Below are 24,401 nucleotides of genomic sequence, written 5' to 3' on the forward strand. Positions count from 1 at the left end.
TCTCTTCATGCTGCTCATAATCGGAATGAGTTTATTGCTTTTTTATTTTACCTAACATTAACCTAAAAAACCAAAATGAATGTTTACAAATCTCAAAATTAAATCACTTAAATGGTGTTTTCTAGTACTTTTTTTACTGGCAAATATCATGATGAATGCACAGGAGAAAAAAATCACCGGAAAAGTTACTTCCAGCGAAGATTTACTCGGGCTTCCTGGTGCCAATGTTTATGTTAAAGGATCTTCTGTGGGAGGATCTGCAGATATGGACGGAAATTATAGTGTTTTCGTTTCAGACAAAAATGCTGTTTTAGTCTTCAACTTTGTTGGCTATCAAACGGTTGAAATTCCCGTAGGAGGCAAAACGGTCATCAACGTAAGTTTAAAACCAGATACAAAAAATCTTGAAGAAGTAATTGTTGTAGGTTATGGTACCCGAAAAAAGAGTGACATAACAGGTTCTGTATCTTCTGTAACCGCAAAAGAACTAACGGCTTACCCGTTATTAAATGCAGAACAGGCTTTACAAGGACGTGCCGCTGGGGTTTCGGTACAATCAAATAATGGTGGTGAACCGGGCGCTCCCGTAAAAATCAGGGTTCGTGGCGGAACTTCGATCAATGCGAGTGGTGATGCGCTTGTTGTTGTCGATGGTTTTGCGGGCGTGGCAATGCCTGCACCTCAGGATATTGCTTCTATCGAGGTGCTTAAAGATGCATCTGCAACCGCAATTTACGGATCAAGAGGTTCAAACGGGGTTATTATGGTGACAACTAAAAAAGGAAAGCCGGGAAAACCAGTTATCGAATTCAGCAATTCTACATCGGTACAATCTGTAAATAACAAACTCGATTTATTAAATGCAGAACAATTTGTGGCCTATAGAAAAAGTTTTACTACACATACTGACGGCGGTGCAAACACAGATTGGCAAGACGTAATTTACCGTGACGGAATGGTTTCAAATACATCTCTTTCGTTTTCCGGTGGATCTGAAAACGTTAGATATTATGTTTCCGGAAACTACTTTAACCAAAATGGTGTTGTAATTAACTCCGGAATTGACAAATACACAATTGTAAGTAATCTAGAAGCTGATTTGTCTGATCGTTTTAAAGTCGGTTTGAATTTATTTCAAAGCAAACAAAACAAGGAAGGGATTATTAGCCAAACTGGCGCCGGAGGAACTGGTGCTGCAGGTGTAATTGCAGCGGCGTATCGTTTTATGCCAGACAAAGGAATTTATAATGCAGACGGAAGTTACACAACAACGGCGCCAATTGGTGACGATATTGATAATCCGTATGCGACTGCGATGGAAAATGTTTTGGAAACCGTTTCTATTGTAAACAGATCAAATTTCTTTGCTCAATATAAAATCACAAAAGATCTTGACTTTAAAACTACTTTAGGATTAACCGACAATAATTCGCAAACCGGAAGATTTATTCCGTCGACTTTAATTGCAGGAAAAAACATCAAAGGAGAAGCTTCTGTAAATAACACAAGATTTTCTTCTTTCCTTACAGAAAATTATCTGACGTATAAAAAAGAGATTATCGACAAAGGAATTTTGACGGTTCTTGGTGGTTATTCGTATCAAAAAAACAAAAACGAAAGTTCGTATGCGGCTTCAAGAGGATTTTTAACGAATACCAATTCGTACCGAAATTTAGGCGCGGGAACTGTTTTCTTAAAACCAGATTCGAATTTATCTGAAACAGAATTGATCTCCGCTTTTGGAAGGTTAAATTTTGATTACGACGACAAATACTTATTTACGTTTACAGCGCGTCGTGACGGTTCTTCAAGCTTTAGTAAAAACTACAAATACGGAACTTTCCCTTCTGGAGCCGTGGGTTGGAATATTGCTAAAGAGAATTTCTTAAAAGACAACAAAACGATTTCAAATCTTAAATTGAGAGCGAGTTATGGTGCAACCGGAAACCCGTCAATTGGCGCCTACTCTACTTTATCAAGATTCTCAGAAATTTATGATGTAAGCGGTGACGTTATTGTAAACGCGGTTCAGCTGACTTCTTTGGATAATCCGAATTTGAAATGGGAAACATCATATCAACAAGATTACGGAATTGATTTGGGTCTATTCGATAACAGAATCAGTTTAACAGCAGATTATTACAAAACTATTACGAAAGATTTATTGTTCAACAGGCCTTTACCGGGCGTTTCCGGAATTGCTTCTCAGCTTCAAAACGTGGGTGAATTAGAAAACAAAGGCTGGGAATTAGGCATAAATTCTAAAAACTTTATTGGTGCAGATTTTACGTGGTCTACGAACTTTAATATTTCTTCAAACAAAAACAAAGTATTAAAACTGGCTGATAATAAAGATCTTTTAATTAACTCTACGCCAGGACATTTCCTTGCTACAGATTCTCAAATTTTGAGAGTTGGCGAGCCTGTTGGTTCTTTCTTCGGATTTGTTTATGATGGTGTAATTCAGCAAGGTGAAGCGGTTATTCCGGGGAATTTTGAAACGATTGCAGGTGGAGAAAAATTCAAAGATGTAAACGGCGACGGAAAACTAGATTCTAATGATAAAACGATTATCGGAAATCCAAATCCTGATTTTATCTTCGGTTTAAACAATGATTTTACGTATAAAAATATTGATTTGAATATCTTTTTTCAGGGTTCACAAGGAAACCAAATCTTAAATTATACGTTGATGGAACTGGCATCCGGAAACAACAATGCTACAACAGAAGTTTTAGACGCCTGGACGCCAACAAATACGGATACAAATGTGCCAATTAATGCAGCAAGAACAAAAAGGGTTACTTCGAGATTTGTTTATGATGGAAGTTACATTCGTTTAAAAAACGTTTCTATAGGATATAGTTTAGATGAAAAAGTAGTTTCTAAAATTGGTTTGAGCAAAGTTCGTTTCTACATCAGCGCGCAAAATCTTTGGACAATTACAGATTATCCAGGTTCTGATCCTGAAGGAAATTACCTGAATGATACCAACGCGAGAAGTAACACCAACTTAGGATTAGAATATGGAAGTTACCCAAATGTGAGAACTTTTACTTTCGGTTTTAATTTAAAATTTTAGTCTAAAAAATAATATTATGAAAAAATATATAGCTTTTCTTTTCTTGGGAATATTCGCTTTTGGCTGTTCTGACCTTGAAGAAAAACCCGTGGGAATTATTCGTCCCGATAACTTTTTTAACAATACAGATGACTTGCAAGCCGCTGTAAACGGAGCTTTTGCCAACATTGCCCACAACAACTATTGGGGACGTGAATTTACAATTGCCCTTATGCTTCGTGATGATATGGCCGATATTGGCGACAGAACCACGCAGGCTGCCCGTATCGATGTTAATGATATGAATATGAACGATACTAACGCGCTTGTTGCGAACTTCTGGCCACAATCATATGTCATTATTACCGCTGCAAATCAAGCAATTGAGGGTGCTAAAAAAACGCCCGGAGATCCTGCAAAAGTAAACGCGATTGTCGCTCAGGCTTATTTTGCAAGAGCGTTTGCTTACTATCATTTGGTTCGCATTTTTGGCGATATTCCATATATTGATTTTGTGGTGAATGATGTTTCTCAGGTAAATTCTTTAAGCAGAACAAAAGAAGCAGATGTGTACCCAAAAATTATTGCCGATCTTGAATTTGCAAAACAATGGCTGGAAGACAAACCAAAAGTAAAAGCCGTTCCCGGAAAAGGTACTGCAGCAGGATATTTAGCTTCTGTTTATCTGACTTTGGGAAATTACCAAAAAGCTTATGATGAATCAAAATACGTTATTACAAACGAAGCCAAATTTGGTTTAGGTTTAGATGCTGATTTTCAGGATTTATTTAACGCTACAAAAGCGGCGGCATTAAAAGAACCTTTGTTTACCATTGACTTTAATAACTTAACATCAGGAAATTACGGTCAGGATTATACCGCGTTTTTTACAGGTTCTTTAAAAGACGACAGTTACAGTTACGGACAAGGATTTTCGGTTGCTGTGCCTTCTCAAAAAGTTTTTGATACCTGGGATCAAAGAGATTACAGACGTGCGGTAAGTTTTGATACGATTATTAGAAAGAAAACGGGTCCGGGCGGCGCTTTGCAGATTTTCCCTTCAAGCGATAACGAAAAAGCGCCACGTCCGCATATTGCAAAATACTTTCGTTTTCCTGGAAAAGCCGGAGCAAACGGAAGAACTTCGCAACACAATTATATCACGATGCGTTACGCAGAAGTTTTGTTGACTGCTGCAGAAGCTCTTAACGAAATTACTCCGGGAACTACAGAAGCTGATGGTTATGTAAACCGAGTTCGTGCCAGAGCGAGAAACAAAGCCGGAAAACAGGTTTCGTTTCCTGCAAACGTAACGCCGGGACTTTCTCAGTCCGATTTTAGAAAAATGGTTATTGATGAAAGACGTTTAGAATTAGCCTTTGAATACATCAGATGGTACGATATTAAACGATTGAAAATTGGTCCTGACGTTTTTGGAGTGAATGGTTTAGAACCTCACACTTTTGATGTAAACAAAGATTATTTATGGCCGTTACCGGGAACTGAATTAGCGATTAATCCTAATTTAAAACCGAATAATCCAGGTTATTAATTTAACTCAAATATTATTATTGAACGCAGATGAAACGGATTCGCTATCGCGAAGACACAGAAAAAAACGGATTTTAAAAATAGCTTAAAAAATCTGTGAAAATCAGCGTTTTCGCGATAGCGAATCCGTCCAATCCGCGTCTAAAATTTAGTCTAGAAACTAAAAAAAATAATTAGTAAGCATGAATAAAGTTAGTTACTTTTCTTTAATTCTAGGATTTGCATTGCTGGCATCAGCGTGCAAATCCGGAATTAATTCTCAGACAAAAACTTCGGCAAGTGCTGAACATCTTCTGGAAAACCGATACAAAATGTTACTCGATTATCCGGTAGATTCGATGTCGATGCCACGAAGTATGACCATCAAAACCAATCTAATAAAAAAAGTGCCGTCGAGAGACTGGACAAGCGGATTTTTTGCCGGAAACTTATGGCAATTGTACCGTCTTACAAACGATTCAAAATACAAAGAGCAAGCTCAAAAATGGACTCCTTTCAGTAAAAAAGAAAGCGTTAATAGTAATTCGCACGATGTTGGTTTTAAAGTGTTTTGCAGTTTTGGAGAAGCGCTGAAAGTGGAAAACAAACAAGAATACAAAGATGTGATTATTAAAGGCGCCGAAACTTTATGCACGCGTTTTAACGCAAAAGTGGGTGCAATTCGTTCGTGGGATTTCAACAAAGAAATTTGGGATTATCCGGTGATTATCGATAATATGATGAATCTTGAATTATTGTTTGAAGCCTCAAAATTATCAGGAAACCAAAAATACCATGATATTGCCGTAAAACATGCCAATACGACGTTGAAAAATCAGTTTAGAGAAGACAACAGTTGTTATCATGTTATTGATTATAAACCTGTTACGGGAGAAGTTAGAAAGAAAACTACGTTACAAGGTTACAATGACGATTCGGTTTGGGCACGCGGACAAGGCTGGGCGGTTTACGGATTTACGATGTCGTACCGATATACCAAAGATCCTGCGTATTTAAAACAAGCCGAAGCTACAGCAAAGTTTTTTATGACGAATAAAAATCTGCCGGAAGATGCGATTCCGTATTGGGATTTTAAAGATCCGAGTATTCCAAATTCGCCTCGCGATGTTTCTGCTGCAACCGTTATGGCTTCAGCATTATATGAACTTTATGGATATACGAAGAATCAAAGTTATTTGGCTTTCGCCGATAAAATAATGAAGTCTTTACATTCAGACAAATACATTTTGCCTGAAACTGTAAAAGCGCCTTTTATTCTGGATCACAGTACCGGAAACTGGCCAAAACACGACGAAATTGACGAACCTATAATTTATGCTGACTATTATTTTCTGGAAGCATTATTAAGAAGAAAGTAACAAAGGTGCAGAGGTGCAAAGTGACAAAGGTTTTTAGCCTTTGTGCCTTTGAACCTGAAAACCTATAAAAAAGGTACAGAGGCACAAAGTAACAAAGGTTTTCTGCCTTTGAACCTTTGTACCTCTGTCCCTTTGAACCTCTGTCCCTTTGAACCTAAAAAAAAAAGCTTTATAATTTATGCAAAAACTACATCACAACTTTACCTCTTTTTCTGCTATCGCTTTTTTGATTGCTTTTCAGTTTTGCTTTTTCATTGGCTTTGCCCAGAAAAATTCGGCAATGCGAACGAAGACAAACATTAATGAAAATTGGCTGTATTTAGAAAATCATACTTCAAGTCTTAACGAAGCAAAAAATGCGACAAACTGGACACCTTTAAATTTACCACATACGTGGAATGCCGAAGATGCAACCGATTTAAACCCAGGTTACAGACGCGATGCAAGCTGGTATCAAAAAAAGCTGAACATTGCCCAAATAGACAAAAACAAACGCTATTTTTTATATTTTGAAGGCTCGAATGTCACCACAAAACTTTATGTAAACGGCAAAGAAGCCGGCGGACATATTGGTGGTTATATTGGGTTTACGATTGATATTACAGATTTTATCAACGAAGGAAACAACGACATTTTTGTACGCGTTGATAATAGTTATGATATTGAAATAATTCCGTCGCAAAAAAGTGATTTCTTTATTTATGGCGGAATCACACGAGATGTTTGGCTTTTGTCTCAATACAAAAACCGAATTGATAATCTAAAAATTACAACTCCTGAAGTTTCTGCAAAAAAAGCTTCAGTACAAATTCTGGCTTCGACGATAAATGCTGAAAATGCAAAAAATTTATCTTTAACGGTGGTTCTTAAAAATCCAAAAGGAAAAAAAGTGGCGAGTAAAACTCTTTTGATTTCTGATAAAACGTCGAATATTACTTTCGAAAATATTAAAAATCCGGAGTTGTGGGATACGGATAATCCGAATTTATATTCGGTAACGGCTACTTTATCAGAGAACAAACAAATTATAGACAGCGTAAACGAAAAAGTTGGTTTTAGATGGTTTGAGTTTAAAGATCACGGTCCGTTTTTCCTTAACGGAAAACGATTATTGATTCGCGGCACACATCGCCATGAAGAACAAGCCGGAGTTGGCGCTGCGATGACCAACGAACAGCATTGGGCAGATATGAAATCCATCAAAAATATGGGCGCTAATTTTGTTCGTCTCGCGCATTATCCGCAAGATCCTGAAATTTATAAAGCTTGTGACGAACTGGGTCTTTTGGTTTGGGATGAATTGCCGTGGTGCCGCGGCGGAATTGGCGGTGAACTTTGGCAAACAAACACCAAAAATATGCTGGCCGAAATCATCAATCAAAATTACAATCATCCGAGCATTATCATTTGGTCTTTAGGAAACGAAATGAACTGGCTTCCGGATTTTCCTGATGGCGATAATACAGAAAAAACGAATGCATTTTTAACGGAATTAAACGACATCGCACACAAAATGGATCCAACTCGAAAAACTGCGATTCGAAAATATTATGAAGGCTCACAAATTGTAGATGTATTCTCTCCTTCTATTTGGTCTGGCTGGTATTCTGGAAGTTACAAAAGCTATCAAAAAGCAATTGACGTTTACAAAAAAGAATACAAACATTTTATTCATGCCGAATATGGCGGTGATAGTCACGTTGGGCGTCACAGCGAGAATCCTGTAACTGGCGAAAATATCATAAAAGCCGAAGGCTGGGAAGAAGCCATCGTACAAACCAAAGTGGCCAATATTGCGCAAATTGGTGATTGGAGCGAGAATTATATCGTCGATTTATTCGACTGGCATTTGCATATATCCGAGAACGATCCGGCATTTGTGGGAAATGTTCAATGGGCGTTTAAGGATTTTGCAACGCCATTGCGTCCCGAAGATGATATTCCGTACATGAACCAAAAAGGACTCGTGGACCGAAACGGAAATCCGAAAGATGCGTATTATGTTTTTAAAAGTTATTGGGCAAAAGAACCTTTTACCTATATCGAATCGCATACCTGGACAGAACGACAAGGACCTGAAAATACGCCGAGAATTCTGAGCGTTTTTAGTAATTGTGAACGAGTTACGCTTTATCATGATGGAAAATCGCTTGGAGAAAAACAAAGAAATCTTTCGCTATATCCTGCAAATGGTTTAACTTGGGATGTTAATTTTAAAAAAGGAGAAAATATTCTGATTGCTGTCGGAAAATCAATAGCCGGAAAAACGGTTTCGGATACATTAAAAGTCAACTATCGTTTTAACAAAAATGATACGGCAACGTCTTTACAATTATCTTCTGAAAAATTAAAAAACGGCAATTATCTGGTTACAGCAATTGCAATTGACAACAACAATTTACGTTGTCTGGATTATGAAGAAAGTGTTTATTTTCAATGCCTAAAAGGCGGAAAAACCATGAAAAATCAGGGAACTCCAACTGGAAGTGAATCAATCAGAATGGCAAATGGAAAGGCTTCGATTGAAGTTGTTCCGGATGGTTCTGGTTTACCAATTGAAATGACAGCTTTGAATCAGAGTTTTAAAGGGGAATATTTAAAAATAATGCTTAAATAAAAATAATGCCACAAAGTCGCTAAGACACAAAGTTTTTTTTGCCACAGATTAAAAGATTAAAATGATTTTTTTTACGCAGATTCTGCTGATTTTAGCAGATTTAATTTTTAAAAAACTTTATAAATAATCTGCGCATATCTGCTTAAATCTTTTTAAAATCTGCGTGAAAAAAAACTTTGTGCCTTCGAGCCTTTGTGGCAACAAACACACATACTAATGAAAAAACTAATAACCACATTACTCCTAACCTTTTCCATTTTCGGACAAGCTCAGGATATCAACCTAATCTCAAACATTTCAAATCGAAATGCAACCTCATTAAACGGTGTTTGGAATTACATTGTAGATCCTTACGAAACAGGATATTACAGCTTTCATCACGATGAATACGATAAACAGGCAAAACCATCAAATGCGGCATATTTTAATAATTATCACGCTGTAAATAAACAGGAATTGGTAGAATATGATTTTGATAAATCTCCAAAAATCAATATTCCGGGCGATTGGACTTCGCAGGTTCCTGAACTGAAATATTATGAGGGAAATGTCTGGTTCAAAAAGTCTTTCGATTATGATTTAAAAGCAGGAAAACGTCTTTTTCTTTATCTCGGTGCGATCAATTATAAAGCTGATGTTTATTTGAACGGCAAAAAACTCGGAACTCATATTGGCGGATTCACGCCTTTTAATTATGAAGTGACTTCGATTGTAAAACCAAAAGACAATTATCTGGTTATTAAAGTCGATAATACACGCCATAAAGAAGATGTTCCAACGATTAATACAGATTGGTGGAATTATGGCGGAATTACACGTGATGTGACTTTAATTGAAGAAAACGCCTCATTTGTAGAAGATTATAATATTCAGCTAAAAAAGAATAGTACAGATTTGATTTCCGGGTTTGTAAAGATCAATAATTTAGAAGCTTCGCAAAATTCGGTTTCAATTTCGATTCCAGAATTGAAAATTAATTATAAAAGAAAAGTGGGCGCTGACGGAATTGTAAGCTTTGAAATTCCAGCGAAAAAAATCTCATTTTGGTCGCCTGAAAACCCAAAATTATATGATGTAACGATTGATTTTAATGGACAGAAATTAAAAGACAATATTGGTTTTAGAACGATTGAAACCAAAGAAGATAAAATTTTATTAAACGGAAAACCGATCTTTTTACGCGGTATTTCGATTCACGAAGAAAACGCAAAAGGAGGACGCGCGAATTCTGAAGAAGATGCTTTACGTCTATTAAATTGGGCAAAAGAACTGGGTTGTAATTATGTTCGTCTGGCACATTATCCGCATAACGAAAACATTATCAGAACGGCAGATAAAATGGGATTGATGGTTTGGGAAGAAATTCCGGTTTATTGGACAGTTGAATTTACGAGAGAAGCTACTTATCAAAATGCCGAAGATCAATTGACGGCGGCGATTACGAGAGATAAAAACAGAGCTTGTATTATTATCTGGTCGATGGCCAATGAAACGCCAATTTCAGATGCAAGAAATACTTTCATTAAAAAATTAGTCGATCATACTAAAACTTTAGACAATACGAGATTGATCAGCGCGGCTTTATTAACGCAAAGCGGAAGTGATGGTTTTGGAACGATCAACGATGCTATTGGAGAATATTTAGACATTATTTCTTTCAACCAATATTTGGGCTGGTACGGCGGAAAACTCGAAGATGCCGAAAAGATTTTCTGGAAAACCAAATACAACAAACCTGTTATCGTTTCTGAATTTGGCGGCGATGCCAAAGCAGGATTGCACGGTGAAAAAAACGAACGCTGGACTGAGGAATTTCAGGAATATTTATACATTCAGAATTTGAAAATGATCGAAAATATTCCGCATTTGAGTGGTACAAGTCCTTGGATTTTAGTTGATTTCAGATCTCCAAGACGACTTTTACCGGGAATTCAGGACGAATACAACCGCAAAGGATTGATTTCTAACGATGGTCAAAAAAAGAAAGCCTTTTATATTATGCAAAATTGGTACGCCAAAAAGAAAAAAGAGTAAAAATTGTATGATTTCTCTTTGTTAATCTCTTACTTTGTATGAACCTATTAACAAATTATAATTCTTATGAAAAAATTTAGTTTATTGGCAATTACTTTTTTGATTGCTATTTCAGTTAAAGCTCAGGACGTAGTAAAATTTCCACCGTTAGATGCAAGTCCGGTTGATATTGCTTATTTCCCAAATAAAGCGGTTAAATTCAAAAAAACAGATACTCCTTCGCCTTCTATCAAAGTTATTTATTCAAGACCTTCTGTAAAAGGGCGTGTAATTTTTGGAGATTTAATTAAATACGGTGAAGTTTGGAGAGTTGGTGCAAATGAGAATACCGAAATCAAATTCTACAAGCCTGCAACTATAAACGGTGTTGCGGTTCCTGCAGGAACTTACAGTTTGTTTGCCATTCCTGAAAAAGATAAATGGACAATCATTATCAATAAGGAACTTGATTTATGGGGAGGTTATGCGTATGATGAAAGCAAAGATGTAGTAAAAATTTCTGTTCCGGTAAAAGCACTGGCGACTCCGGTAGAAGCTTTGTCAATTGCTTTTACATCAAAAGATGCTATAACAAATTTGGTAATTGGCTGGGATAAAACATCGGTTGAAGTGCCTATTACAATTAAATAATTAGTCAATATTTCGACATAAATATCAAAGAGACACTTAATTAAATAATTAGTGTCTCTTTTTTTTGCTTAATATTGAGTAAATTTAACAACCTAACCACTAACCAAAAAAACCACAAAATGAAAAAAAAGTATGTATTGCTGCTATTTCTGTTGTCCGCTTATTGCGGATATTCTCAACAAAAGTTTAAAATTACTTATGAGCAATTAAAAGAATATGAAGGTATTTATGAATATCAGAACAATACTACTTTACAAATCGCCGCCTCACCAAAAGACACTATTTTATACGCTATTATCAACGAAAGCAAATATGCCTTAAAACCTTCTGAAAAAGACATCTTTTTAAATATGTCTAAAGAAAAAGTGACTTTCTTAAGAAATAGTGCTTCTGCTATTACCGGTTATACTTCTCAGGAAAAAATATTTAATCTGATTAGTAAAAAAGTCGTTTTTCCAAAAGAAATGTGGTATCCGAGACTGAATTCAAAAGATTTTAAATATAGCTATCAGCCGCCAAAAAAAGACCTTGATGGTTTATTGACCGGAACGCTCGATAATACGGGACTTGATAAAGCATTATTGAATGAAATGATGCAGAAAATTGTTGACGGAACTTATGCAAACGTACACAGTGTTTTGATTATAAAAGATGGAAAATTGGTTTTTGAAGAATATTTTTATGAATACAACAAAACCAAATTGCACGAAATGCGTTCTGCTACAAAAAGTATAATTTCTGCCCTTACGGGAATTGCAATTGATAAAGGATTTATTAAAAGCAAAACCGAAACTGTACTTTCTTATTTTCCTGAATATACTTTTAAAAACCTCACAGATGATAAACGACAAATTACAATTGAAAACCTTTTAACCAATCAAAGCGGACTTGATTGCGATGTGAGTAATCCTAAATCTGAAGGAAATGAAACGACAATGAATTATTCTGATGACTGGATACAATTTACTTTAGATTTACCAATGATTGATGTTCCGGACGGACGAGGAATGTATTGCTCGGGAAACCCGATTACAGTGGGGAGAATTATTGAAAAAGCAACTAAAATGACACTTCCAGATTTTGCAAAACAAACTCTTTTTAAAGATATTGGCATTAAAAATTTCAAATGGAATTTTAAACCCGATGCTTCCAGTTCCGAAACTTTTTGTCAGGTCTATTTAACGCCAAGAGATATGGCTAAATTTGGTTTGCTTTATCTAAATAAAGGAATGTGGGCAGACAAACAGGTTATTTCTAAAAACTGGATTGAGGAATCTTTAACCAAACACTCTGTTATTCAGGGCGTAAATTACGGTTATTTGTGGTGGCTTAAATATCTTGAAGTAAATGGAACTCGTTTTTCCGGAAAGGCTGCACAAGGAAACGGCGGACAGAAAATTTATGTTTGGGAAGACCAGAATATGGTTACTGTGATCACAGGCGGAAATTACAATTCGCAATCGCCAAGCGATGAACTGATTCAGAAATATATTTTGCCTGCTTTTAAGAAGAAATAATAATTCGAGAATGAGATAATTTGGCAATTAGATAATTGAATGTAAATATAAAAGGGCTGTCATTTTTTGGCACCCCTTTTATTTTATGGGTATTTAGAAAGATTTTTTTATACATGGAAATTATGTAATAAATAATTAAAATTATATAAATTTTAACTAAATTGTCCCTTTACTTTTGAAAGGTATAGACAAGTAATTATTAAGAAAAATGTTCCACAACTTGTTAAAAAATCTTACTAATTATTCAATCAGAAAAATCTATACTAACCAAAACCAAATTAAGAAAAATGGTGCATTGTCATAAACAAAATACAGCGTAAAATTTTAAAAGACAGTAATTAAGAAAACTACTTTTTTATATTCCCATTAATAATCACGTAGCATTTTTTTAATTTGTGCCTAAAAAAATTAAGACGTTTAGCTTTATGATGCATGCATCATTTTTTACTTTAACAGACTGATTAATTATTTGAAATACGACTCATCTATTAATTTAAAAAATCCCTTTAAGAAAATAGGTTTCTTAAAGAGATTTTTTGTTTATCGTTTGACTTTTGATTTATATTTTGAAAACATTTTTTTCAGGAGCTAATCCCGCTATCCGTTCCAATCTTTTTTATTTTTAAAGAAAAAATAAAAAAGGATTTCCTCTTCTATCGGGGCTAGGACAATCGTTTTCATAAGAATATTTTCGTACAGATTGTCATTTCGAGAAACGAGAAATCACATAAAGAAATTCCGCAACGGGAAAACCAATCTTTGTCGAACTTCTCGCGAATTAGGATGGATTAAAATCCATCCCTACAATATAGTTTGTTCCTACGGAACACTATTGAAGAAAGTTCCGGAGGAAGGATTTTATATTGTAGCCAGTCCCGAAGCTTCGGGATTAATCCCTGGAAAATAAAATTTAGCGTATTTATGATGTCGCCACAATTGGCTCTAAAATTTTATCAAGTGTAATTGGTAAGTCTCTAACACGTTTTCCTGTTGCATTAAAAACTGCATTTGCAATTGCCGGCGCCATTCCTACCAATGCTGTTTCTCCCAGACCTTTTGTTCCCATTGGGTTACTCACAGGATCTTTTTTATTCACAAAAAATACTTCCTGTTTTTCAATATCAGCATTTACAGGAACATGGTAATCAGCAAAATTATTATTGATCGGACGGCCAAAACGGTGATCGATTTCTAAAGCTTCCATTAATCCCATTCCGATTCCGCCCACTGCACCTCCGTACATTTGCCCTGCTGAAGTTTTGTGATTAATTACTGTGCCAATATCGGCACAGGAAACTACGTGAGCAATTCTGATTTTACCTAAATTTGGGTTTACCAAAACTTTTACAAAATGCACTGAAAACGAATAAATAGAATATTTTTTAGCTTCTTCTGAACCTTTTGATTCATTTTCGACCGCTAATTCTTCTAATTTATTAGCACTAAGCAAAGTTGTCAAAGAAACTGATTTTGAAGCCTCTTTTTTAGAAGAAACCGAACCATTTGCAAAAGTTAAATCTGTGATAGGAATATTTTTAAAAGTCGGATTTTCTGTTGCCAAACCAAGAGCTTTACTCACTAATAAGTTACAGGCATCGTGAACTGCAGAACCAACAGATGAAGTCGTTGCAGAACCACCTTGCGTTGGCCCTTTTGGTAATCCGCTTCGACCCATTTCAATCACTACATTTTCAGTTGGGATTCCGGTAATTTCTGCACCAATTGCCGTCATCATAGTTGCTGTTCCCGGTCCCATATCGTTTACGCTGCATTGAAGTACCAAGTTTCCATCTGCCAAAAATTTCGCTTTTACTGTCGTAGGATTTCGGTACGAACCAAAAGTTCCCGTTCCCATTCCGTAACCTACAAGCCATTCGCCTTCACGAACACTTCCGGGTTTGTTTTTACGGTCTTTCCAGCCAATGCGTTCCATTCCGGCTTCGTAACAATCTAAAAGATATTTACTGCTCCATGGTTTATTTTGCTCGAGATCTTTTTCGGCGTGATTGCGTTTTCGAAATTCAATAGGATCCATATTTAATTTATGTGCCAATTCGTCGATAGCGCTTTCTAGGGCAAAAGAGCCCGTTGCTTCGCCGGGACCACGCATCCAGATTGGCGTACAAGTATCAAGTTCAGCAATTCTATACTTGGTCGAAACGTTGGCACAATCATACATAAAACGTGACATATTTACGGTTGCTTCAGTAAAATCTTCATAGTTTGAAGTCATTGCCAGGGCTTCGTGACTTAAACCTGTAAGTTTACCATCTTTAGTGGCTCCCAATCCCATTTTTTGAATTGTGTAAGGACGAAATCCAACATTGGTAAACATCTGTTCACGATGCAAAACCAATTTAACCGGTTTGCCTATTTTTTTTGATCCGATAAGAGCTGCAATTTCATAAGGCCAGGTATGCAAACCCATTCCAAAAGCACCACCCAAATATTCAGAATGTACTTCTACATCTTCGGGCGGGATTCCAAAAACGTTCCCAACACTTTTTCTTGTTCCTTCTACACCCTGACTTTTGGTGTATAAAATGGGTTTATTATTTTCCCATTTTGCAATAATATTTGCCAATTCCATCGGATTATGAACTTCCGTCGGAATCGTATATTCTGCTTCTAAAACAACTTCTGCCGTTTTATAAGCATCTTCTGTTCCGCGATTGTAATCTTTTGCACGATCTCCACCGGGATTTCTGCTTTTATCTTTTGCTTTTTCAAGTTGAGTTGTATGTTCTTCTTTTAAATATTCAGCTTTAATTAAACTCGCCGCATATTGCATACGCTCAAAAGTATCGGCAATAACCAAAGCTATTGGCTGATCGTAGTAACGAACCGAATCGTCTTTAAAAATTTGAAGCGGCTGCCCCAGATTATTACGTTGTTTGGCTTGCTCGTATCCTGCAGGTTTCTCGACATTTAAATGCGTTATAACCGCCAGAACTCCCGGCGCCCATTCGGCTTTTTTAGTATCAATACTTTTGATTCGGCCTTTGGCAATCGTACTTCCCACCAAACAGGCGTAGGTAACACCAGCAGTTTTGTACTCAGCCGAATAAGTTGCAGAACCCGTTACTTTAGCAAATCCGTCAACTCTGTTTATATTACTTGTCTTGCTCATAATCAAATTATTTAGATGCTGCTATAGTTAACGCTTCGGTGATTGCATTTGGTCCTAGAGTCAATTTAAAGGCGTTGTCGCCATAACTTTTAGCACCTTTCATGCTTAAATTTGCCGCTTGTCTGAATGTTTCTTCAGAAACTGTTTTTCCCTTTAAAAATTCTTCTGCTTCTGTTAATCGCCATGGTTTATGTGCAACACCGCCCATTGCAAGTCTTGCCTCATTAATTACATTATTTTTAATGTCTAAACCAACGGCAACAGAAATTAATGCAAAAGCATAACTGCTTCGGTCACGAACTTTTAAATAATGTATATTTTTGGTAAAATTATTCTCAGGGATTTCTACCGAAGTTATCAATTCTTTACTTTCCAATGTATTGTCTTTTTCAGGCGAATTTCCGGGAAGACGATGAAAATCAGTAAATTTTATTTGTCTTTTACCTTTTGGGCCTTCTACAAAAACGGTCGCATCCAGAGCTGCAAGTGCTATGCACATATCACTTGGATGAACGGCAATACAACTGTCTGAAGCCCCAAAAATGGCGTGCATTCTGTTTGAACCGCCAATGGCTCCGCAACCGCTTTTTGGTGTTCTTTTATTGCAGGGCATATCGGTGTTATAAAAATACGAACAACGCGTGCGCTGTAACATATTTCCGCCAACGGTTGCCATATGCCTGATTTGCTGTGACGCTCCGGCGGCTAATGCCAAAGCCAGCAAAGGATATTTTTCTTTAATGGATTTATCTTCGGCAACCTGACTGTTTTTTGCCAATGCGCCAATTGATACTTGTCCAGTTCCAAATTCTATTTTCTTTAAATCCAAAGCTGTAATGTCGACCAGTTTATCCGGAACAACAACATTCTTTTTCATTAAGTCTACCAGGTTTGTTCCACCTGCAATAAACATTGCCGAAGGTTCTTTGCTGATATTGGTTACTGCAGAGCCGGATGAAAGCGCTCTAATGATTTGAAAGTTTTTCATAACGGCTTCCCTCCTTCCTTAACTTCTGTTATCGCGTCTACAATATTATGATAAGCACCACATCTACAAATGTTTCCGCTCATATATTCTCTAATTTCTTCTCTGCTGTTGGCGTGACCTTCTTTAATGCAGGCAATTCCGGACATGATTTGTCCCGGCGTGCAATATCCACATTGAAAACCGTCATTTTTGATGAAAGCTTCCTGCATCGGGTGTAATTTTTTCCCTTTCGAAAGTCCTTCAATTGTAGTCACCTGCGCATTTTGCTGCATGGATGCCAATGTTAAACAAGACAAAATTCTGGTGCCGTTTACATGAACCGTACATGCACCGCATTGTCCGTGATCGCACCCTTTTTTTGTTCCTGTTAATTGTAAATTCTCCCTCAACAAATCCAGCAAAGTAGTTCGTGGTTCAACATTAAGATTGTGTTTTGTACCGTTTACTTCTATCGAAAGCGGAACTGTCTCTAAATATTCTGCAATTTTCTCATCCCACTTTTTTTCTGAAGCCATAACCAATGAGGGCGGAGCAAAAGCAAGTGCGGTAAATAATCCTGATTTTTTGATAAAATCGCGACGGGAATTAGTGTCGTCTTCGATTACTTTCTTAATATTTGTTTTCTTGGGAGCCATGCATACTGTTTTTAAATTAACAAATTGCTTGTAGTAATTCTAACAAATTTAAGTATCCTTTGTGAGAAAAAATTACAAAATTCACATAATCTTGTTATTCAGAAAATTTCTAGATAAGGACTGTTTCCGTTAAATTTCAAAATCGTATTTTTACAATAATTAGACTAAATGCGACTTCATGATTTACCTTGACAACAATGCAACTACCCGTTTAGATGATCGCGTATTAAATACTATGCTTCCGTACTTTACAGAAAATTATGCAAATGCAGGAAGCGCTCATCTTGCAGCATTAACTGTAAGTGAAGCTGTCGCTAACGCGGCATGGCAAACGGCAAATTTGATTGGTGCCAAAGAAGAAGAAATCATCTTTACATCGGGTGCAACCGAAGCTATAAATCTCGCCATTAAAGGTCTTGCTAATCAGTATCGTAAACATATTGTTACAATTGTAACAGAACACAAAGCTGTACTCAATACCTGCGAATTTATGGAAAGTATTGGGTTTGAAGTCACCTATTTACAGGTGGGTTCTGATGGTGTTTTAGATCTTAATGTTTTAAATGAATCAATTACAGATAAAACACTGATTGTCATCGTAATGATAATCAATAATGAAACTGGTATAACTCAAAATATTGAAGCGATTTCTGAACTCGCTCACGCCAAAAATGCATTGTTTATGTGTGATGCTACACAGGCAATTGGAAAAATTCCGGTTGATGTCGAAAAACTAAAAATTGATCTTTTGCCCCTTTCTGCCCATAAATTTTATGGTCCAAAAGGTGTTGGTGCTTTGTACATTTCGGCGAAAGCCAAATTAAAATTATTGCCTCAGCTACATGGCGGGGAACAACAGCGAAAATTGCGAAGCGGAACATTAAATGTACCCGGAATTATTGGTTTAGGTAAAGCTAGTGAAATTGCTGTTAATGAATTAGAAAGTGATCAAAAAAGAATTACAAAATTGAGAGATAAACTGGAAAATGGCCTGCTAAATTTTGAAGGTTCATTTGTAAACGGAAATACTGAAAACCGAATTTACAATACTACTAATATTTGTTTTCCGGGTGTTGTTTCCGAAACTTTAATTCTCGCTTTACAGGATATTTCTGTTTCTAATGGAGCTTCTTGTTCGGCAGTAACATCTAAACCTTCGCATGTTTTAAAAGCAATGGGGTTATCTGATGATGATGCTTTGAGTTCGATACGTTTTAGTTTGGGAAGATTTACTACTGAAACGGAAATTGATTTGGCTATTGAAAGGATTTTGGATTTGGCGAAAAAACTACGTGTTTAGGATTTGCCACGAAGGCACTAAGGCACAATTTTTTTTCACCTATTAATCAACGACCGTATTGTGATTTCTCGTGCCTCGAAATGACAAACTTTGAAAACAAGAAACTTCGCGCCTTAGCGACTTAGCGGCAAATCTTCAAATAAGCTTCTCATAATCTTCTATTGTATCGATATCGACATTACCTTTTTCGAAAGGAACGGCAACGACATCATCAATAAAACGGTTGATTATTTTTTTTGCACCTTCATGACCTTTCAATTCTAAAAGTTCATCGAAGTATTTTTTATTAAAAAGAACGGGAGTTCCTAATGTTTCAGAATAAGCTGATGCTGCAATTCCCTTTTCGTTATTTTGATAATGATGAATTAAATCCTCAAAAATAGCAGTTGTTAAATAAGGCTGATCGCAAACGGCAAAAATACAGCTTTCACAATCCGGACATAAAAGCAATAGTTCTTTAAGTCCTTTGGCGATTGAAGTTGACATACCAGCTTGCCAATCTGAGTTAAAGCAAATTTTTATTTCATCACTATTAAGGCTTTTTTCTATTATTTCGTTATTTGATCCTGTTACCACGATAATAATTGAATCAGGAACCGATAAAGCTGCTGTAATTGTATTTTTTAAAAGCGTTGAGTTCTTATATTCCAATAATTGTTTGGGATGTCCTAATCTTGAAGAATTTCCTGCGGCCAGAATAATAATACCCATTTTTAAATCATTCGACATAAGGCGCTGTGTTATGAATTTTTCCGGTTTTGTATTTGAGGGAAGTACCGGTTTTACCACTCATCATTGCTTTTATTTCGGCAACAATCGACAAGGCAATTTCTTCAGAAGTTTCGGCGCCAATATCAAGTCCGATTGGTCCATAAATACGATTTAATTGCTCTTCGGTTACTTTTATTCCTTCACTCAACAAATCATCGAGCATGCGGTTTAATTTTGTTTTCGGTCCCAGAATTCCAATATATCTACAATCGGTTTGCAAAAGCAATTTTAGCATTGCTAAATCGTATTTGTAATTGTGTGTAATTAATACAAAATAAGTTTGATGGTCAATGTTTATATTTTCAAAGACCTGCTCCGGTTTTCCAACCAATATTTGTTTTGCTTCCGGAAATCGTTTTTTTGTTGCATGTGTGGCGCGGCCTTCGGCTATTGTAATTTCCCAGCCTGCTATTTCAACCATTTTTACAAGTGGCTGCACATCGTTCCCGGCTCCAACAATAATAAGTGAAACCGGTGGCGTTATGTATTCGATTAAGGCTTCGGTATTGTTGTTTTCATTTAGTTTTTTTAGCATCGTAAGCTTATCTTCTAAAACCTTTTTTGCATCCGGAAGAAGTTCAAAGGCTATGTTATTAGAACATAAAGGATCTGAATTTTCTCTGTAAAACAATATAGTTCCGTCTTGTCTTGCCTGTTTTTGCAATGAAAATAAAGTGCTAATTATGGCAGGTTTTCTTTCTGCCTGCAATTGTTGTAAAAGCCGGATTGGGTTGTTTTCTAACGTTTCGTCTATATATTCAAAAAGAATATGAACAATTCCGTTGCAGCCTAATTGTAGTCCTACTTCAGCATCTTCATCGTTAGTGGTATTATATGTTATTAATTTATTTTGCTGCTGATGAATTGAGAGCAATGCTTTTCGAAGCGCATCGCCTTCTAAACAGCCACCGCTTATGGCTCCTGTTAGCAGACCGTCTTCGGTAACGAGCATGCGCGCACCGGGTTGTCTGTACGACGAACCTTCTACCTTAACAACTGTGGCCAATGCAGTCTTTTTTCCTGTGGCTTTTGCCTCTGAATATGCTTTAAGAATTTCGCTAATTTCTTTCATAATGGTAAATGCCTTCTAACAAAAATAAGGGATTTAAATAATTTTTACCACAAAGTCTGCAAAGTTTTCTAAAGAAATAATCTCGCAATCCTAATCAAGATCAAAAGTGATATTTACCAAATAAACGAAACAAAAAAGAGTTAAAATGTCCAGGCGAACATTTTAACTCTTTTACTTCTTTGCTAATAATTATTTTGTTAATGAATAATCGTCAGTGAATAATTGAGGTCTGATTTAATTATTTTTCGATTATCCAATAAATAAATCTTTTCACGATTATTACTATAACTGCCGTAATAAATCTGTTGTGCTTGGGGTTTATCCCAATTTAGTACATAAATTGTTCCATCTGCATCATCTTCCAAACCTCTTTCGAGATTAAAATTACCTTTTTCTGTAAATTCTTTTTTGGGTACTTTTCCTTGGTAAGTACTTGATAATTCAAATTTATGACTTTCTATCGTTCCATCTCCTTCATAAATTTTCAAAACTGTTTCGATCCCTTCACAATCTGCACAAGGAATTACGCCTTTATAAATTGTAGCCTGGTCCGAAACATTGCTGTTCATTTCAACATCTTCCGTCTCTACAACTTTTTCACTTTTTTTAGAATTACACGCAAAAAATTGCGCTGTAACAACTAGTACCAATAATAATTTTTTCATGACCTTTTTTAAACAAAAGAAAGAATATTCTTAGATTTAAAATTTGATTTAACAAAACTTTATGGTTTAAAAAAATATAATTCTACTAAATCTATTTTAAAATTTACGATAAATTCTAAAAAAGCCACGTTTTATTACATTAATAAAAAACATAAATTAAAGCCCAATTTTGTCTTTTATCCTTTAATGTTTAGTATTTGTAAAATAATTACTCAATGTAGATTTTTTCTTTCTGGCTTATAAGACTTTGACAAGCCCCTGACTGCTGTACTTTTCTATTCTTTTCTTTCTTGTATTCATCGTGAGATACTTGATAAAATGCGACTTTATACAAGCATTTTTTTTTACTGTTTTTAAGCCTTTTACCAATTCAATTCCAATAATCTTAATACTAAATTTGGGATAGAATCCTGAGAAATATTTTTATTTTTTTTGAATCTGTATTACAAAATTTTAATTCAAAATCACATAAAATTCAAAATATTGGTTTATAAAAATATCCAATAAACCTCTGTTCCCAGAATGCTTAATTCTTGTGTGAACCCAAATTAGTTTAACCAATACAAAACCGATGAAAAAAATCTCTTACTTTCATAGCCTGACACCAGAATCGCAGGATCTATTTTTACGTAATATAAACGGAGAACTCATCAATAATAAAATAATTTCTATTCCTGAGACAATTGGTCACGGGCACTATTATTTTACTCCTGTAAAAAGCTACATATCTGCCATTTATATGGATTTTACAACAAAAATCCCACTTAAAATACACAGATATAAATCCGATAATGAATTGTATATTTTTCACTTTGATTTAAGTGACGAAGCCAACTCAATTAGGGTTAATAAATCAAATTATAAAATAGGCTCCAATAAAGGCTCTGGTGTTCTTGTAATAGATAATCAGACCGATAGTTCTTTTCAGCCTGTTGTTGGCAAAAGAATATTGGCTTTACGGCTCTTGGTTGATAAAAATAAAATGGATTTTTTTTTAAAGAACAGACCTATTGGTCGTCTTTCAAAATCGAAAATTATAACCTCGCAAAAATTCGTTTATTATTATAATCAAATAGACAGCAAAAGTATTCTTGCTTTAAGATCTATTATGAATAAATCTATTTTTGAACTCTCGTTTGATTCTTATTTAAAAGGTATTTCTTTAAAATTACTGGCTAATTTTTTAAACAAACAAGAACATTTGGAAGAGGAAAAAACTATAATTAGTAAAACCGACAGCCAAAGGATCCTCAAAACAAAAAACTATATATTGAAGAATTTACACGAGCCGTTTCCTTCTATTTTATTTTTGGCAAATATGGCAGGAATGTCTGTTACGAAATATAAAATACTGTTTAAAAAACATTTAGCAACAACTCCAAAAAAAAATATACGTTAAAGAAAAATTTTTACTTGCCAAAAAAATGATTGAAAGCGGTAAATATAGTTTGTTGTCTGAGGTAATGTATGAACTTAATTACTACAACTTAAATTACTTTAAAACCCAGTATACTATCTTTTTTAGAAAAAGTCCAACGAAATATTTTCCCAGAAACATAAAAAATAAAATAACCAATGATAGCGAAAACTAACAGCAAACAAAAACGTAATATTTAACCCAAAAGCCATCTCAAAATCAGATGACTTTTTTTGGAATGAAAACAAAATAACTATTTCTAAAATTATTCTTTCTGTAACTTTTTACTAAAATATTTTACTGTCTATTTTTATATGCTTATTAAAAGTTTGATAATTCGAAACAAAAACAGATTAGCAACACTCCTAAATAGTTATAAAAAAATCCCAGTTCTTTATAAACTGGGATTTTTAAATTGTAGACTTGTATTAGAACATCACAGTGTAATTATTTCACTAAAATGAATCGGGCATAATCTACCGTCATTCTTGTTATTAAATCTGTAGTATTGGCAGTTAAACGAAAAGTAACAGCCTTAGTAGCATTACTTACTGTACCGGTACTCCATGAAGAACCTGTAGTAGTTAAAACGGTAAGCTTCCCATCGTTAAAAAATATACGACCAGATACTATTATGTCACCTACTGATCCTCCCCAGTTAAAATAATCCGGCCAGGTCTTGCCACCATCTTCCGACAACATAATTCGAGTTCCCCAGACTCCGGCTCCCTGACTTCTGTAAACACGAAAACTGAATTCTATGGAACCGCTGTTCTTAGTCAACGCACCAACAGGAATAGTGAAATCTTTATAAATAGAAGGCTTTTGGCTGTTAAGCGGCTCATTCCATCCATATCCAGGTATTTGACCAGGGTTTTCAGTATCATGCATTAATACATACGAAGTAGCAACAGGCTCAGGAACTACAGGAGTTGGAGGAGCCGCTGGGTTTAATTTAACCCACGCAGCCAAAATTTCATCATAAGTATAAAACCCGTTTCCATCTATAAACCTTGCTGTATCTGCTTGTGTTCCCGTTGATATATCCGTTACATAAATTAATGTTGAAGTTTTTACTCCAACCATAGATTGAGCTCTTTCTCTATCAACTCTTGGTACTAATAACCCATCAGGCTCAGTAGCTGTACCTGTTGGCTTTATAGCTGTAATATCTAATGTTGCTTTAGGCGTTCTTGTACTAATACCCATTTGGGCAAACATTGAACCTGAAAATAGCCACATGGCTGCAAAAAAATAGTTTTTAATCATTGTATTTAGTATTTATTAGTGTGCATTTATTCTCTTCATCACAAATAATAACTTTTACAGAATATCTATAAATTCGGGTTATCCTGACAGAACTAAAGTTCCCCGATCAATCGACTTATTTAATTTTATTTTGTAAGATTATTATTATTTTACAAATAGCCGAAAAAATATTTTTTTAATCATTGAATAAAAGCCGTAAAAACAACAACTTAATTTTTATTTAAATTTTGTTGCTAAAAACACTAGCTATTTAACCAAATCATTATCATCACATTCACAAGTAATTAGATAAAAAATAAATTTATGCTTAAAATAATGCTATTTAAAAGTAAAATTAAACTTACATTTATGAATGTGTTTATTTGTAAATAATAGCCTATTTGACT

General features: G+C 35.3%; 16 protein-coding genes. 9 read left to right on the plus strand and 7 right to left on the minus strand.

Features of this window, described 5'->3' with window-relative positions; all coding sequences use genetic code 11:
- The first annotated feature begins 79 nt into the window (after window positions 1–79).
- From BUE22_RS23005 to BUE22_RS23035, 7 genes are all read left to right on the plus strand, one after another.
- On the plus strand, window positions 80–3,082 hold the full coding sequence (locus BUE22_RS23005; RefSeq protein WP_073398298.1) for a SusC/RagA family TonB-linked outer membrane protein: 3,003 nt from the start codon (window positions 80–82) through the stop codon (window positions 3,080–3,082).
- 16 nt (window positions 3,083–3,098) lie between these two features.
- Window positions 3,099–4,613 carry a RagB/SusD family nutrient uptake outer membrane protein gene (locus BUE22_RS23010; protein ID WP_073398299.1) on the plus strand — a complete coding sequence of 505 codons (1,515 nt, stop codon included), beginning with the start codon at window positions 3,099–3,101 and terminating at the stop codon, window positions 4,611–4,613.
- Between the two features lie 181 nt (window positions 4,614–4,794).
- A complete protein-coding gene (locus BUE22_RS23015; RefSeq protein WP_073398300.1) occupies window positions 4,795–5,970 on the plus strand; it encodes a glycoside hydrolase family 88 protein in 1,176 nt (391 codons plus the stop codon).
- A 178-nt stretch (window positions 5,971–6,148) separates the two neighbouring features.
- The gene (locus BUE22_RS23020) at window positions 6,149–8,587 is read left to right on the plus strand and encodes a glycoside hydrolase family 2 protein (protein ID WP_073398301.1); all 2,439 of its coding nucleotides are present in this window, start codon (window positions 6,149–6,151) and stop codon (window positions 8,585–8,587) included.
- A gap of 216 nt (window positions 8,588–8,803) precedes the next feature.
- Window positions 8,804–10,621 (plus strand): glycoside hydrolase family 2 protein, encoded by a 1,818-nt coding sequence (locus tag BUE22_RS23025; protein WP_073398302.1) that lies wholly within the window; start codon window positions 8,804–8,806, stop codon window positions 10,619–10,621.
- 66 nt (window positions 10,622–10,687) lie between these two features.
- Window positions 10,688–11,251: a DUF2911 domain-containing protein gene (locus BUE22_RS23030; protein ID WP_073398303.1), complete on the plus strand. Its 564-nt coding sequence runs from the start codon at window positions 10,688–10,690 to the stop codon at window positions 11,249–11,251.
- 119 nt (window positions 11,252–11,370) lie between these two features.
- Window positions 11,371–12,768, plus strand: a complete 1,398-nt coding sequence (locus BUE22_RS23035; RefSeq protein ID WP_073398304.1) for a serine hydrolase domain-containing protein — start codon at window positions 11,371–11,373, stop codon at window positions 12,766–12,768.
- A 919-nt stretch (window positions 12,769–13,687) separates the two neighbouring features.
- Here BUE22_RS23035 and BUE22_RS23040 read toward each other — a convergent pair.
- From BUE22_RS23040 to BUE22_RS23050, 3 genes are read right to left on the minus strand one after another with little or no spacing between them, the layout of a single operon-like run.
- Complete coding sequence (locus tag BUE22_RS23040; RefSeq protein WP_073398305.1) at window positions 13,688–15,898, minus strand: xanthine dehydrogenase family protein molybdopterin-binding subunit; 2,211 nt, start codon at window positions 15,896–15,898, stop codon at window positions 13,688–13,690.
- 7 nt (window positions 15,899–15,905) lie between these two features.
- Window positions 15,906–16,886: an FAD binding domain-containing protein gene (locus BUE22_RS23045; protein ID WP_073398306.1), complete on the minus strand. Its 981-nt coding sequence runs from the start codon at window positions 16,884–16,886 to the stop codon at window positions 15,906–15,908.
- Window positions 16,883–17,521 (minus strand): (2Fe-2S)-binding protein, encoded by a 639-nt coding sequence (locus BUE22_RS23050; protein ID WP_073398307.1) that lies wholly within the window; start codon window positions 17,519–17,521, stop codon window positions 16,883–16,885. Before BUE22_RS23050 ends, BUE22_RS23045 begins: the two co-directional genes overlap by 4 nt.
- 178 nt (window positions 17,522–17,699) lie before the next feature.
- Here BUE22_RS23050 and BUE22_RS23055 point away from each other — a divergent pair, with 178 nt between their 5' ends.
- Entirely contained in the window at window positions 17,700–18,821 is a 1,122-nt protein-coding gene (locus BUE22_RS23055) for a cysteine desulfurase family protein (RefSeq protein WP_073398308.1), read from the plus strand.
- 135 nt (window positions 18,822–18,956) lie between these two features.
- Here the strand turns inward: BUE22_RS23055 and BUE22_RS23060 are convergent, their stop codons facing one another.
- From BUE22_RS23060 to BUE22_RS23070, 3 genes are all read right to left on the minus strand, one after another.
- Window positions 18,957–19,550 (minus strand): nucleotidyltransferase family protein, encoded by a 594-nt coding sequence (locus BUE22_RS23060; protein ID WP_073398309.1) that lies wholly within the window; start codon window positions 19,548–19,550, stop codon window positions 18,957–18,959.
- A complete protein-coding gene (locus tag BUE22_RS23065) occupies window positions 19,540–20,664 on the minus strand; it encodes an XdhC family protein (protein WP_073398310.1) in 1,125 nt (374 codons plus the stop codon). Before BUE22_RS23065 ends, BUE22_RS23060 begins: the two co-directional genes overlap by 11 nt.
- Window positions 20,665–20,861: 197 nt before the next feature.
- Window positions 20,862–21,329: a copper resistance protein NlpE N-terminal domain-containing protein gene (locus BUE22_RS23070; RefSeq protein WP_073398311.1), complete on the minus strand. Its 468-nt coding sequence runs from the start codon at window positions 21,327–21,329 to the stop codon at window positions 20,862–20,864.
- A 571-nt stretch (window positions 21,330–21,900) separates the two neighbouring features.
- Between BUE22_RS23070 and BUE22_RS23075 the strand changes: the two genes are divergently transcribed.
- On the plus strand, window positions 21,901–22,728 hold the full coding sequence (locus BUE22_RS23075) for an AraC family transcriptional regulator (RefSeq protein ID WP_073398312.1): 828 nt from the start codon (window positions 21,901–21,903) through the stop codon (window positions 22,726–22,728).
- Window positions 22,729–23,193: 465 nt separating this feature from the next.
- Here the strand turns inward: BUE22_RS23075 and BUE22_RS23080 are convergent, their stop codons facing one another.
- Complete coding sequence (locus BUE22_RS23080; protein WP_124020538.1) at window positions 23,194–24,015, minus strand: hypothetical protein; 822 nt, start codon at window positions 24,013–24,015, stop codon at window positions 23,194–23,196.
- Window positions 24,016–24,401 lie beyond the last annotated feature (386 nt).

Origin of the sequence: Flavobacterium pectinovorum (genome assembly GCF_900142715.1) — a bacterium.
GTDB classification, from domain to species: domain Bacteria; phylum Bacteroidota; class Bacteroidia; order Flavobacteriales; family Flavobacteriaceae; genus Flavobacterium; species Flavobacterium pectinovorum.

What these genes read in the sequence shown, in the direction of transcription:
- BUE22_RS23035 (WP_073398304.1), top strand. Translation starts at nt 11,371, where the DNA reads ATGAAAAAAAAGTATGTATTGCTGCTATTTCTGTTGTCCGCTTATTGC.
- BUE22_RS23065 (WP_073398310.1), bottom strand. Translation starts at nt 20,664, where the DNA reads ATGAAAGAAATTAGCGAAATTCTTAAAGCATATTCAGAGGCAAAAGCC.
- BUE22_RS23080 (WP_124020538.1), bottom strand. Translation starts at nt 24,015, where the DNA reads ATGATTAAAAACTATTTTTTTGCAGCCATGTGGCTATTTTCAGGTTCA.
- BUE22_RS23050 (WP_073398307.1), bottom strand. Translation starts at nt 17,521, where the DNA reads ATGGCTCCCAAGAAAACAAATATTAAGAAAGTAATCGAAGACGACACT.
- BUE22_RS23060 (WP_073398309.1), bottom strand. Translation starts at nt 19,550, where the DNA reads ATGTCGAATGATTTAAAAATGGGTATTATTATTCTGGCCGCAGGAAAT.
- BUE22_RS23015 (WP_073398300.1), top strand. Translation starts at nt 4,795, where the DNA reads ATGAATAAAGTTAGTTACTTTTCTTTAATTCTAGGATTTGCATTGCTG.
- BUE22_RS23005 (WP_073398298.1), top strand. Translation starts at nt 80, where the DNA reads ATGTTTACAAATCTCAAAATTAAATCACTTAAATGGTGTTTTCTAGTA.
- BUE22_RS23020 (WP_073398301.1), top strand. Translation starts at nt 6,149, where the DNA reads ATGCAAAAACTACATCACAACTTTACCTCTTTTTCTGCTATCGCTTTT.
- BUE22_RS23070 (WP_073398311.1), bottom strand. Translation starts at nt 21,329, where the DNA reads ATGAAAAAATTATTATTGGTACTAGTTGTTACAGCGCAATTTTTTGCG.
- BUE22_RS23075 (WP_073398312.1), top strand. Translation starts at nt 21,901, where the DNA reads ATGAAAAAAATCTCTTACTTTCATAGCCTGACACCAGAATCGCAGGAT.
- BUE22_RS23010 (WP_073398299.1), top strand. Translation starts at nt 3,099, where the DNA reads ATGAAAAAATATATAGCTTTTCTTTTCTTGGGAATATTCGCTTTTGGC.
- BUE22_RS23025 (WP_073398302.1), top strand. Translation starts at nt 8,804, where the DNA reads ATGAAAAAACTAATAACCACATTACTCCTAACCTTTTCCATTTTCGGA.
- BUE22_RS23040 (WP_073398305.1), bottom strand. Translation starts at nt 15,898, where the DNA reads ATGAGCAAGACAAGTAATATAAACAGAGTTGACGGATTTGCTAAAGTA.
- BUE22_RS23055 (WP_073398308.1), top strand. Translation starts at nt 17,700, where the DNA reads ATGATTTACCTTGACAACAATGCAACTACCCGTTTAGATGATCGCGTA.
- BUE22_RS23045 (WP_073398306.1), bottom strand. Translation starts at nt 16,886, where the DNA reads ATGAAAAACTTTCAAATCATTAGAGCGCTTTCATCCGGCTCTGCAGTA.
- BUE22_RS23030 (WP_073398303.1), top strand. Translation starts at nt 10,688, where the DNA reads ATGAAAAAATTTAGTTTATTGGCAATTACTTTTTTGATTGCTATTTCA.